Source organism: Metabacillus sp. 22489 (assembly GCF_052044855.1).
In the GTDB taxonomy this organism is placed as follows: domain Bacteria; phylum Bacillota; class Bacilli; order Bacillales; family Bacillaceae; genus Metabacillus; species Metabacillus niabensis.
Window position 1 is genome coordinate 235373 of the sequence record NZ_JBQENT010000001.1, and the last position, 12231, is coordinate 247603.

Below are 12231 nucleotides of genomic sequence, written 5' to 3' on the forward strand. Positions count from 1 at the left end.
CTTCTGCTTTCATCTATGAAACTTTTAGAAAGATTAATCAGCTAAAATTTCTTCAATTTGCTGCAATGTATCTTCACTTAGTTTTACCCCAGATGCTTTGACATTTTCCTCAAGCTGTTCAGGTCGACTAGCGCCAACAAGTGCACTAGCAACATTTGGCTTTCTTAGGATCCAAGCAATAGCCAGCTGTGAAAGCGTGAGGCTTTCCTTTTCAGCAATCTGTTTAAGATTTTCAACTTTATCTAGATTTTTATCATTTAATACTCCGTAAAGATCGCCTAAATTTTCTTGAGCAGCACGGCTTCCCTCAGGAGCTGCCTCTCCTTTTTTATATTTACCTGTTAAAACTCCTTGGGCTAATGGAGAGAAAACGACCTGACCTATACCGTGTTTTTCACTGACAGGAATCATTTCCTTTTCTATATACCGTTGGAGCATACTATAGTTTGGCTGGTTGACCACAATGCGATCCAATAGTTTTTTATCCGCAAGATGAACTGCTTCTGTAATTTGTTCTGGTGTCCATTCACTGACACCAACGTAAAGAACCTTTCCTTGTCTAACAAGATCGTCTAGTGCTCGCAATGTTTCCTCAAGTGGTGTTTCTTTATGATAGCGGTGACAATAATAAATATCAATATAATCTGTCCCAAGTCTTTTTAAGCTTGCATGACATTGTTCCATTATATGTTTCCGAGAAAGGCCTTCATCATTCGGACCATCGCCCATTTTTCCAAATACCTTTGTAGCTAATACATAGGAGCTGCGATCATATTTGCTAAGCGCCTTCCCAACAACCTTCTCTGCTTCCCCTCGCATATACACATTGGCAGTGTCGAAAAAATTAATCCCTAGCTCATATGCCTTATCAATCGATGACATAGCTTTTTGCTCCTCGACATACCCACCATACGTTAGCCAGCTACCTAAACTAATTTCACTAACCTTCAAACCGGTATTCCCTAAGCGACGATATTGCATGTTGTGAGCACCTTCCCTATTTATGTATTTTTAGGAATGACATTATCAAACCACATTTATTTTACCATCATCAGGAATATTTTTCCCTCTATATGCTTGAGAGTAAAACATGTGGATTCTTATAAATGGGTGTATAAAAATATGTAAAAAGGTCAAAGACAAGATTATAACAACGATTACAATAAGGAGGTGCCTTGATGAAAAAAGATGAACATCTAAAGAATCAAATACTTTATGTAACAAATGATGCTTATGAGAGATTGCATCAAACGGATGATCCAAGTCAGCTGGAGGATGTAGAAATTGTTGATTTAGGAGGAAATGTAGGTTACCAACCAAAGGATAGGTAGAATGTAAATGGTCTTTTGATTTCCCATTTCATCATGTATTTGAATGCAGGGTACATCTTTACTCGTCATAATAGCTATATACATAAAACGAAACCTTGAAATGCATTTAGCCAATCAAGGTTCTAATTTTTATGATAATTTATCCTATTAATCTTTTAAAGCTTTCATTTTTCAATTAACTCTCATTCTCTGCATACTTCCTATTTAAAATACCAAACGACAAGTTAATTCGTTAAATTCTCGATTTCAACAACCCAAAAACTGTCATTTTCTAAACATTTAGGATCAATTCTATTGAATTCTTTTGTTAACCAATTAATTGCTGATTCAGGTATATCATTATCAATCAAGGCATCCTCACCATTCACTTCTATTGCCTTGTCAATCATTTTGGAAAATAGTAATAAACATTCTGCAAATTGATTTAACGAAGAATTAATAAATACTTCTTCATAATTATTACTGCTGTTAAGAAATACTATCTTTTCTTCCTGCTCAATTATACAGATCGGATCCCCGTAACTAGTTGATCCTAAAAACAAGTACTTTCTAAATACTCCCTGCATGTTTAACACATTTGAAATAGGTCTTCCTATCGATTGTGAGGAAGAAAACTCTAAATACGGTGGAGAGCTCTCAGGTAGGCCTCCTATTGCCAAAAATCTTTTCACTTCATCGGAGACATTTAAATTGATTAAGTCTTCGTCATTAAACTTAATAAGTGGACCATCTTTGGAGACATCCCATTTTTTATTAAATTCCTCTGGTTGTATCATCCTTCAACACCTCAATTTATAAAAGGTTCTAAATAATATTGACAAATGATTAAATCAATCTATAAAGTAATCAAACTCGTTTTATGTTATTTATCTCCACTATTGATTTGTTCAAACCAATCTCTAGCAATAGAGCTTGCAGTTTTATTAGAATCGTTTGTATGTACAAGTTCATATTTGTATTCTGCAGTAAGTTTGTTTAATCATCATATGTCTCTCTACAATCCTATCATTAATATTATAAAAAAAGTTATTGGATATAAGACCTTCTTCATATGAACAATAAATAAATATTTTATTAGCTCTTTCATATACATACTTTAAGCATATTGAAACGATATCTGCTTGCAATTCATTAAAAGAATCCTCAAATAGTTAATCCAATTCTTTCAACCCTATCTCTACACTTCATGATTATTTCTTCCTTGGACAAATATATCAACCGTTAGTACGTCACATTACCACTATTCGAACATAACACCAAAACTAACATTTTCAAAATTCAAATATGCGTTGCAAATATCAGAAGTATAGTAGGGTTTAAGTTCTTGGATTTTTCTCGAAGTAATAAACAATCCAAATCCTGATACATCATTACAATTTTTTTCAAATACTTGGATTTCCGTATCTGTATCATCATTAGCAACAATTATTTCTACACTTTGACCAATTGACTGTATAACTTTTTCATGAATTTTTATCAACTTATCTATTTCTTTATATATATTTTCCTTGAGAAATTCTACGTCAATTATATCAATATCAGTTTCATAATGTTTACGATCCTCATATTTATAGCGATTTACTTCTATTTGTTCTGTATAATGTTTCTTAAATAGATTACGAATCACTTCAATATCTTGTTTCTTTATTTCAAGTTCCGAGAGATAAGTATTAACTAATCTCACTATTTAACGACTCCTGTCCTAATTAAAAATATATACCGTGAATGACTATAATTGAAATAATAGCTCTACACTAGATAGTTAACTCTGAATTTCTTATAGAATTTGACTGAATGCAATACCTATTGTACTATGTTTTATTTTAAACAACAGATTTAATCAATCTCAAAGCTTCACAGTAAATATTAATTATCGAGTAGCTATTTACAATCACGTAAGAAATCGTAAAAAGCACCCTTCATCTCTTTCCGCTTCTCTACGATTAGCTCTGAATAAAGAATTGTGTAAAAATACCCTTCAAAAGTCGAGTTAATCTTTCCGCATTTTTTGGCAAATACCGTTTGCTTAAAGGCATAGATGACGCGTTCAATAACAGCTTCTAGGTCTTTCTTTAGTTTCATTTTACGATATACGAGTAGCACTCTTTTCCATAGCTCATAAATTCCGAGCGCATTAAAAAACGGTTTTGCAGCAATTACAAATTCATGAGGAATAGATTCTGGTAAAAAGCTTACATCAAGCTGTTCAGCTGTCGGCTCTTCCAGTTCCTTTACGTTATAAGGTTTTATCGTTCTTTTCTCACAGAGTGAGCTTTGCTTATTCTCTGTTTTATTAGCTGTGACTTCTGGTGTGTCATCATGGTGTGACATCGTATTTTTTAATGCTTAGATTGACACAAATGGCTGGATGATTAGGATGTTAACCCCTTGTTTACCTGTCTTTCTTGCTGTTGGAATTTTTTTAATAATCCCTTTCTCCATTAAGACGTTCAAGGCGCGAATGACAGTGCGGCGACTAACGTTTGCTTGTTCTGCTAAATAATCATTTCGGGCAAAGGAAACACCGATTACCTTAACCGAATGTCGCCAAATTTGTGTAAGAACGGATATCGTCCCTTCTGACAAATCCTCCTTATGCTTATACAAAAAACCGCGGACAGCTTGATCCATTTCTTCAATTGTGTGAAATGATTGATAGGATTGTAATAGCTCGAAATTAAATTTCTCCATCTTGTACTCTCCTTAACTCCCAGAATAGCTTATCAAGCTTCTCTATTAAAATGATGCTTTCACCCTATATATAGGGGAAGTGGTGTAGGAGAGTAGCGTCGAAATAAAAAAAAAAATTATTTTTAAAGATTTACAGCAAAACATAACAAGCTCGAGAGTCCCCATAAATAAAAAAGAACCGTGGGCATTTTTTTCACGATTCTTCTCGAAATCATAGATACATTTTTTCGAATTCCATAGCTGCACAAGGTCTGCCGTAATAAAAACCTTGAATATGATGACAATTTTGCTCTAGTAGAAAGGCAAGCTCTTCCTTTGTTTCGACTCCTTCGGCAATGACATCCATATTTAACTGCTGGGCCATTTTAATCATCGCTGCTGTAATTGCAGCATTCTCAGATTGACAAGAGATATGTTGAATGAAGGACATGTCAATTTTTATTCCGTCTAGTTCAAATGCTTTTAAATAATGAAATGAGGAATAGCCTGTCCCAAAATCATCTATATATATTTTCACACCCATTTCCTTTAATTCAAGAAGAGTTTGATAAATATACTCCTCATTTTTCATTAAAGAGTTTTCAGTTATTTCAAGCTCGATCCAATGCCCATCCAACTTGTATTCTGATAACAATTCTCGTAAATCCTGAGCAAATCCACTTTGCAAAAATCGTTGTGAGCTAATATTAACACTTATTGGGATTAGTGGAATATTTGCAGCTCTCCACGTAACTAGTTGCTCACAAACTTGACGCTTCATCCATTTACCTAATGAAATAATAAGACCTGTTTCTTCTGCAAGCGGGATAAATTCACGAGGTGAAACCATCCCGTACGTTGGGTGCATCCAACGTATCAATGCTTCCGCACCAATCGTTTTCCCTGTTATTGCATCGACACGAGGCTGGAAATGTGCAATAAATTCATCATTCATTATTGCTTTTCTTAAATCTCGTTCCATAAAGAACCGTTGGAATTGTTTATCATCCATAGAAGTTGTGTAAACCTGATACATATTTCTCCCATGTTCCTTCGCTTGATAAAGAGCAATATCCGCCTTTTTCATTAACTCTACAGCAGTGGTTCCCGATGTTGGATAAAAACTAATCCCAATGCTTGTCGAAACCATCAGTTCAAATTCGTCAATATGAAGCGGTGTGCTCAGCTTTTCTAATAGATTTTTTGCTAAAACGATAACCTCCTCTTGATGATCAATTTCAGGGCAAAGAATCATAAATTCATCCCCACCCAATCGTGCTAGATGCTGCTTGTCACGATCGATTGTGTCTAGTAAACGGGATGATATTTCTTCAAGCAGCTGATCGCCAATTAAATGTCCTAACGTATCATTAATCGACTTAAACCGATCTAAATCAATAAATAAAACAGCGAGCTGAATGTTCGACTTTTCAGCTAGTTGTAAGGAATCATTAAGCTTTTTAACAATCCACCTTCTGTTAGGGAGCTTAGTTAGTTCATCATGATGTGCAAGATATTCGTTTGTTTCTTGAACCCGCCGTTGCTCTGTAATATCTTTTCCAATTGAATATACCCCTTTAATTTGTTTATCCACAATAATTGGGAGAAACGTGACATTAAAAACAAATTTCCCCTTCTGAGTTTGAACATTTAAATCAAAATTTTGTGGGTTCCCTTCAATTGCTTTTTGAAAATAATGAACAGTTATTTCTTTATCCTCATCCGCAACTAGTTGTTCTAATTTGAGACGTGGGATCGTGCCATATGCATTTTTATATAATTCCAACATATTTGGATTCATATCAATGATTTCCCCACTTGGCGTAACTGATATAACATAATCTTGACTAAATTGAAAAAGTGATTGATATTGAAACTGGTTTACCTTGAGCTCTCTTTGGGTTGATCGTAATTCAGATATATCATGAACTGTGCCAACGATTTCAATGACAGAATTCCCTTGCACTATAGGGGTAATATCGACAAATACAAGCCTACCTTCTAATTCAACCTCATAATTTACTCTGTTTCCTGTAAAAGCTTCTTTATAATGGCGATACTTTAAGTCTGCAATTTCTTTCGGAAAAACATCATGTGGCGTATGATGTAAAAGTGTTGCTTCATCCGCTCCAATCGCATCTAAGAGCTTACCTGCAGCCATTGTATAAATGAATCTCCCTTTACCGTCCATTTTCATCTTAAATATTCCATTTTGGAGGTTTTTCATTGTTTCAATAAAATCAACCTTCATTACTTCCTGCAGTTGATTTTCCACAGTTACTCTTTTCGTAATATCTGTTGATAAGCTGAAATACTGGTAAGGTCTTCCACCTTCATCTAAAAAAGGAACAATCGTTGTTTCTACCCAGTACAAGCTTCCATCCTTTCCTTTAATTAGAATTTCGCCCAACCAAGTTTCACCTTGACGAACCGTTTTCCATAAGTCTCTGAAAAATTGTTTGGGATGATAACTAGAGTTTAAAATGCAAAAGTTTTCGCCAATTAATTCTTCCGCATTGTATTTCGACAAGTCACAAAACTTTTGATTTACAAGCTTGAAGTTCCCCTTCGGATCCGTAATGGCAATCATTGTTGATTTATCTAATGCTAGTTTGATATTTGCTAATTCCTTGCTTAAATTCTTCAGTTCTTCAGTTTTATTACGTTGTAAATCCTCTATAATCATTATCTTATATTGCACATCTTCAATCGTTAGTTGTTGTGTTGTTACTTTGACTTTGATAAGCTGGGATTGCTCACTGATCCCAATGCATTTTTGCTTATTCGTCCCTTCATCAATGGGATACGTATAATCTAAAAGTATTGTATCAACATGGCGACCATCGGCATGTTCATTTTTCAAAGAAAATAGATTTTTAGCATTTTCATTTATGTAAACGATGATCCCTCTCGTGTTGATTACAATGACTGGGTCTGTTAAATGTTCAAATAGTTGAAAAAACTGGCGATTTGCAGCTGTGTACTGAGTCATGGTCGTATTTCCCCTCATTTAAAACATACTCTTCTAATTTAATTTATTATACCATTGAATCATTCTGAAACGACATCAATTGGAAAAACTTTGAATTTAATTACATAAAAATGACATTCCATAGCAACTAGTACAATGTCCCTTTTCTTCAATCATACAAAAAATGCCCTGCTCCCAAGAAGAAGCAAAGCATCTATTCTCATACAAAATCTTTACCGATTGCCACCCACACGTCCTAACCCCTTGATACGAAGGAACGGCATTTTCCCACGCTCTTTAACATGAACGATACTGCTAACAACGATTAGCTCAGCTAATATTCCCATTGATTGAGCTAAGGCACCGATCATCCCATTCCAATGTGACGCAAATTTAACCGCAATAACTAATACGATCAAGGTCATGATTAGATTTGCAGACTGTGAAAAAATTGTTACCTTTGTTTGCTTATGAATCATAAGTAACCCATTAAAGTAATCGACAAATGGGAAAATTAGAGCCATTAGAATGAATAGCTTTAATACTTGTAAACTAGCATCTAATAATCTTCCGCCAACTCCCATGACATGCTCTAGGAAGAACGAGCCGAATGGTGTAAAGCAAAATAATGTAAGAAGAATGAAGGGTATAAATCCGATTATAAATGAAAATTTTTTAACCTCTGATTCATGGTCATCATAAAAATTAATCACAATTTGGTGCATGTAGGAGAAAAAGCTTAAAAACAGTTGTGCGACACTTAAAGCAAGCGCATAGCTTGCAATAGCTAGCTCGATATCAGCCGTTTTTCCTAAAAACACATTGATTGCTGGACCAATCATGACGATAATAACGGATGAGAGCATAAGTGGACTATAAAATTTAAAGATTGTTCGTTTCGATGGGATTTGCTCCTCATGTGTTTCAGGCATCTTCCGAACTAAGGAACGACCTTCAATATAGCTAACAAGACACTCAATTATCATCCCAACGAGAAAAATAATCGCTCCTGTTTTCCCTGTAACATGTCCTGTATAAATAAATAATAACGATAATAAATACATCGCTGCAAGCCTAATCCCCATGCCTATCGTTAACCACTTCGTTTGCCGATTATAAATGATGATCCCCTGGTTCAAGCAGCGGAGCGCAGAAAAAATCGTCACAAAAATGAGCACCTGATAAATATTTTTAATATACTCAACCATTCTGTCATTCGCCCCGTAAACGGTTGCAAAAATGAAATCTCCAACAGGTGTAAACGCAACAGCGCATGCAACAAGTGTTAAACTAACGATAATGTAAAACGTAAACCTCGACATTAGCTTAAATGAATATGTATCCCTTACTAAGGAAGAACATGTTTGACGAAGCAACACCCCAAGTCGTTCTGTAATTCCAAACAAGCTCATCGCAATCGCATAGCAAGCGATAATAAATTCGGAATTGTCCGCCCGAACTAGAGTACTGTTAATAATAATATGAGATAATGTAACAAGACTTGCCGAGCATCCTAATGGAATAAAGAAAAACAACAATGTTTTCGTATCCAATCCCTCTGATTTATTCATTTCTCCCCATCACCTTTTGTTTAGTAAAAAAGCTTTTTCATTTGCAATGTAAGTTGATACTTATTATAACTCGTTTCCAAATGAAGGTATATCATTTTGCATATAACTCCACTAAATCCTAGTTTAAGGAATGCATGTGTGCTTTTGGGCTATTGCTCATATAGATCATATTTCTTTATCGATTTAAAATGACATAATTAAAGAATTGAATATAGAGAATCGTTGGTCAGTAGGGAAGAAATTTCGCACAGGGGATAAAAAAGCTTAAGTTTTAAAAGGTATCGATTTTATAGAAAAAGAGGTTGGGACAAAAGATTTTTAACATAAGGAAAATCCGAACTATAATTTGGAATTCTGCTTTAAACTTCGTGTCTTTTTTGTAAGTGGTAATATTTGTATACATTGTTTTTTTACAAGTGGTTGTTCTGGTTGATTTCCGCTACAGTACTCGCTTTCCGCGGGGTGGGTGGTGAGCCTCCTCGGTGTAAACCTGCGGGGTCTCACCTCTCCCACGCATCCCGCAGGAGTCTCGCACTTACGCTCCAATCAACCTTAATAAAGTTTGCACAAAAAACCGACCTCTTCGTAAAGAGTCTTTTCTTTATAGTTTTTTGCAATAAGCAATGTTCGGTTTTCATTAGAAATATTTTCGTTATGTCCAACCCTCTTATAAAAAGTTATTCTAAATGAAAGAATCATTTATTGTATTTAATAATCTTCGAGTATTTTCCAATGGATGATCCGCTAAGCTTATTTCTGAGATAACAGCTACACCATTTCCGCCATTTTTTATTATTGGAGCTGCATTTTCTGAAGTTATTCCGCCAATCCCGACAATTGGAATCTCGATGCCTATACGTCGTATTTCTTTAATGAGAGTTGTTCCTTGAGCTTTCTTAGCATCTTCCTTAGTCGTTGTCGTGTAAATTGGTCCGATTCCTAAGTAATCCGCTCCATCCGCAATCGCAGAATGAACCTCCTCTAGATTGTGAGTTGAAACACCGAGAATCTTATCACCAATTCTTTTTCTAACTTCCTTTACAGAACCATCGTCTTGTCCAATATGAACTCCGTCAGCATCAAGGGCTAAAGCTAATTCAATATCATCATTAACGATAAATGGGATCTTCTGACTAATACAAATGGATTGTAATTGCTTTGCAAATTGATATTTTTCTTCTCCCGCCATTGAATCTGTTCCCTTTTCCCTAAACTGAAAAATAGATATTCCACCTTCAATCGCTTGTTGAAGGACAAGTTCAGGTTCAATACGGCAATTATTGCTCCCCATAATGAAATATAGTTTTAGTAAGCTTTGCATTTGTTCTTTTGAAATTCTTGGCAATTCAATTGCCCCCTCTTTGTCTTCTTTGATATGCCCAATGATTTGTCGGCCCGTGTCCATTACCTAATTTCAAATCATCTTCAATTGCTGCCTGGATAAAGCTTTTTGCTGTTTGAACAGCATGTTTAACTGATTGTCCTTTTGCCATTTCTGCTGTTATTGCTGCGGCAAATGTGCAGCCTGTCCCATGGGTATTTTTCGTGCTTTTTCGTTGTCCTTTAAAAAAGCTAACATTTACTCCATCATATAAGATATCAACTAATTCTTCCTCATTACCATGTCCACCTTTCAAGACGACATGCTTTGCTCCAAGCTGATGCAATCTTTTAGCTGCTTCTACCCGATCATCAATCGAATGAATACTCATATCCGTTAACACTTCTGCTTCAGAGATATTTGGTGTCACAACCATAGCTAGAGGTAATAAATATTCTTTCAGTGCTTGAACCGCTTCATCTTGTAGTAATGACGCTCCACCCTTTGCAATCATTACAGGATCAACAATAATATTTTCCCATTTGAATTTAATGATGCACTCAGAAACAGCCTGAATGATATCTGCGCTAAACAGCATACCGGTTTTTATCGCATCCACCCCTAAATCCGTACCAATTGCTTCGATTTGTTCGACAATTGCCTCAGTTGACAGCGGGTACACGCCATGAACCCCAAGTGTGTTCTGCGCTGTAATAGCTGTAATAGCAGACATACCGAAAACGCCTAGTTCCTGGAAGGTTTTAATATCAGCTTGAATGCCCGCACCACCACCGCTGTCTGAACCTGCTATTGTTAATGCTCTGCCTATCATTGTATCTCCACTCCTTACATGCCTTTTACAGTTTTTCGATTTTAATATGACCTTGAATTTCTTCCGCTGAAATATTTGCTAAACGATTTAAAAGCTCGATTTGAAAGCTACCTGGTCCTTCACTTGCTTTATTGCTTGCTGCTATTTCTGCTGCTATCCCATAGATTGAAAGTGCTGAAATAGATGCTAGCAAAACGTTCTTTTCTACAGCAGTAAATGCCCCAATAATTGAGCTTAGTAAACAACCTGATCCGGTTACTTTTGTCAAAATTGGATGGCCGTTATGCACGACATAAGTTGTTTCACCATCTGTAATGACATCATCTTTTCCAGTAATGATGACAGTCGTCTTAAGCATTTTGGCTGCCTTTTGCGCAAGCTCAACAGTATTACCTGCTTCTTTCCCTGCATCAACGCCTTTAATTGTCTGTGCCTCACCAATGACATTGGCGATCTCGGCCGAGTTACCTCTTAAAATTGAAATTGATAGCTCATCGATTATTTTCCTAGAGGTTTCCGTACGGTATGGAGTCGCTCCTGCCCCAACAGGATCAAAAATGACAGGTACACCATGCTCATTTGCTGATTTTCCAGCAATGATCATTGCATCAATTTCATCAGAAGTAAGTGTCCCAATATTTAATACAAGTGCACCCGAAATCTTAGCCATATCTGCAACCTCTTCTTTTGCATATGCCATCACCGGTGATGCTCCTAATGCTAAAAGACCATTTGCTGTGAAATTTGTTACAACAACATTCGTAATATTGTGTACAAGTGGGTTTTGTTGTTTTACTTTTTCCAACGTATTGATAATCTGTAACGTATCCATCATGTCCTCCTTAAAATTCTACGTTTCAAAGCTTGACTTACTTACTAGCTGCTATCCTTGTGTCATCATCTACTGACGCCAATTTGAGACTTTCAAAACTTTTCTTGCAATATTAATCGGGAAGTAAATCTCCTTATTTTTAAATTAGCGTAATCATCTTTTCCTTAACGTTTTCGTAAGTACAAGGCTTGCATCAATTTGACAATCGAGTCCTAAGAAACTACTAAATTACTTTTACCAGCACAGAAAAAAAGCTTATGTATACAAAAAGAGCACCCTGCTGGTACGCAAAGTGCTCATAGTTAACTAAACACATTCCCTACGCTGGCATTATCCAACAGGTTATCACGGTCAGTAACGGAATAGTTACAATCTCAGCCGGTATCCACCAGCACCCGAATGAATATGAAATTGATTTTAGTTTACTTAATTAAATAAAAAAATACAAGCATAAAATCTTGTAAAAAACATCCCAAAGCAGCTTGAGAGTTTAAAATATCCCGTATTTTAGAGTGTTTTAAAGGCTTTAATCATTATATTTAATAAAAACCACCCGTGATAACGGGTGGTTTTCTCTGCGGCTGAAAGCCTTTGTTACTGACCAAACCCTAAAGGGCTTCTGAACGGTTCCCCACGTGTACTACTTCTACTGGCCAGACCTAAAAGGCCTTCAACTTACTTACTTTCTTTTCTTTTTCTTTAC

At 35.8% G+C, this 12231-nt stretch carries 11 protein-coding genes, 1 pseudogene and 1 riboswitch; of the genes and pseudogenes, 1 reads left to right on the forward strand and 11 read right to left on the reverse strand.

Going from position 1 to position 12231, the window contains the following annotated elements; translation table 11 throughout:
• Positions 1 to 33 precede the first annotated feature (33 nt).
• Positions 34 to 981, reverse strand: a complete 948-nt coding sequence (locus ACTJJ9_RS01090) for an aldo/keto reductase family protein (RefSeq protein WP_145584423.1) — start codon at positions 979 to 981, stop codon at positions 34 to 36.
• A 197-nt stretch (positions 982 to 1178) separates the two neighbouring features.
• Between ACTJJ9_RS01090 and ACTJJ9_RS01095 the strand changes: the two genes are divergently transcribed.
• Entirely contained in the window at positions 1179 to 1331 is a 153-nt protein-coding gene (locus ACTJJ9_RS01095) for a hypothetical protein (RefSeq protein ID WP_170944440.1), read from the forward strand.
• Positions 1332 to 1555: 224 nt separating this feature from the next.
• Here the strand turns inward: ACTJJ9_RS01095 and ACTJJ9_RS01100 are convergent, their stop codons facing one another.
• From ACTJJ9_RS01100 to thiM, 10 genes and pseudogenes are all read right to left on the reverse strand, one after another.
• Positions 1556 to 2107: an SUKH-4 family immunity protein gene (locus ACTJJ9_RS01100; RefSeq protein WP_145584425.1), complete on the reverse strand. Its 552-nt coding sequence runs from the start codon at positions 2105 to 2107 to the stop codon at positions 1556 to 1558.
• 86 nt (positions 2108 to 2193) lie between these two features.
• Positions 2194 to 2458, reverse strand: a pseudogene (locus ACTJJ9_RS01105) (hypothetical protein).
• A 113-nt stretch (positions 2459 to 2571) separates the two neighbouring features.
• The gene (locus ACTJJ9_RS01110) at positions 2572 to 3015 is read right to left on the reverse strand and encodes a hypothetical protein (protein WP_095302137.1); all 444 of its coding nucleotides are present in this window, start codon (positions 3013 to 3015) and stop codon (positions 2572 to 2574) included.
• Between the two features lie 197 nt (positions 3016 to 3212).
• Positions 3213 to 3662, reverse strand: coding sequence for a hypothetical protein (locus ACTJJ9_RS01115; RefSeq protein ID WP_145584427.1), 450 nt, complete (start codon positions 3660 to 3662; stop codon positions 3213 to 3215).
• 15 nt (positions 3663 to 3677) lie between these two features.
• Positions 3678 to 4022 (reverse strand): helix-turn-helix domain-containing protein, encoded by a 345-nt coding sequence (locus ACTJJ9_RS01120; RefSeq protein WP_145584429.1) that lies wholly within the window; start codon positions 4020 to 4022, stop codon positions 3678 to 3680.
• Positions 4023 to 4233: 211 nt separating this feature from the next.
• Positions 4234 to 6993: an EAL domain-containing protein gene (locus tag ACTJJ9_RS01125; protein WP_186324295.1), complete on the reverse strand. Its 2760-nt coding sequence runs from the start codon at positions 6991 to 6993 to the stop codon at positions 4234 to 4236.
• 212 nt (positions 6994 to 7205) lie between these two features.
• The gene (locus ACTJJ9_RS01130) at positions 7206 to 8543 is read right to left on the reverse strand and encodes a multi antimicrobial extrusion protein MatE (protein WP_255452007.1); all 1338 of its coding nucleotides are present in this window, start codon (positions 8541 to 8543) and stop codon (positions 7206 to 7208) included.
• A gap of 682 nt (positions 8544 to 9225) precedes the next feature.
• Positions 9226 to 9888 carry a thiamine phosphate synthase gene (thiE, locus tag ACTJJ9_RS01135; RefSeq protein WP_145584433.1) on the reverse strand — a complete coding sequence of 221 codons (663 nt, stop codon included), beginning with the start codon at positions 9886 to 9888 and terminating at the stop codon, positions 9226 to 9228.
• 1 nt (position 9889) lies between these two features.
• Positions 9890 to 10696, reverse strand: a complete 807-nt coding sequence (gene thiD / locus ACTJJ9_RS01140; protein WP_145584435.1) for a bifunctional hydroxymethylpyrimidine kinase/phosphomethylpyrimidine kinase — start codon at positions 10694 to 10696, stop codon at positions 9890 to 9892.
• A 25-nt stretch (positions 10697 to 10721) separates the two neighbouring features.
• Positions 10722 to 11528, reverse strand: coding sequence for a hydroxyethylthiazole kinase (gene thiM, locus ACTJJ9_RS01145; RefSeq protein WP_145584436.1), 807 nt, complete (start codon positions 11526 to 11528; stop codon positions 10722 to 10724).
• A 299-nt stretch (positions 11529 to 11827) separates the two neighbouring features.
• A riboswitch (TPP riboswitch) is annotated at positions 11828 to 11937 on the reverse strand.
• Positions 11938 to 12231: the final 294 nt, after the last annotated feature.

Bases quoted from the DNA above. Each gene is read 5' to 3' on its own strand.
- ACTJJ9_RS01095 (WP_170944440.1), top strand. From the start codon at position 1,179: ATGAAAAAAGATGAACATCTAAAGAATCAAATACTTTATGTAACAAAT.
- ACTJJ9_RS01120 (WP_145584429.1), bottom strand. From the start codon at position 4,022: ATGGAGAAATTTAATTTCGAGCTATTACAATCCTATCAATCATTTCAC.
- ACTJJ9_RS01130 (WP_255452007.1), bottom strand. From the start codon at position 8,543: ATGAATAAATCAGAGGGATTGGATACGAAAACATTGTTGTTTTTCTTT.
- ACTJJ9_RS01125 (WP_186324295.1), bottom strand. From the start codon at position 6,993: ATGACTCAGTACACAGCTGCAAATCGCCAGTTTTTTCAACTATTTGAA.
- thiD (WP_145584435.1), bottom strand. From the start codon at position 10,696: ATGATAGGCAGAGCATTAACAATAGCAGGTTCAGACAGCGGTGGTGGT.
- ACTJJ9_RS01090 (WP_145584423.1), bottom strand. From the start codon at position 981: ATGCAATATCGTCGCTTAGGGAATACCGGTTTGAAGGTTAGTGAAATT.
- thiM (WP_145584436.1), bottom strand. From the start codon at position 11,528: ATGGATACGTTACAGATTATCAATACGTTGGAAAAAGTAAAACAACAA.
- ACTJJ9_RS01115 (WP_145584427.1), bottom strand. From the start codon at position 3,662: ATGTCACACCATGATGACACACCAGAAGTCACAGCTAATAAAACAGAG.
- ACTJJ9_RS01100 (WP_145584425.1), bottom strand. From the start codon at position 2,107: ATGATACAACCAGAGGAATTTAATAAAAAATGGGATGTCTCCAAAGAT.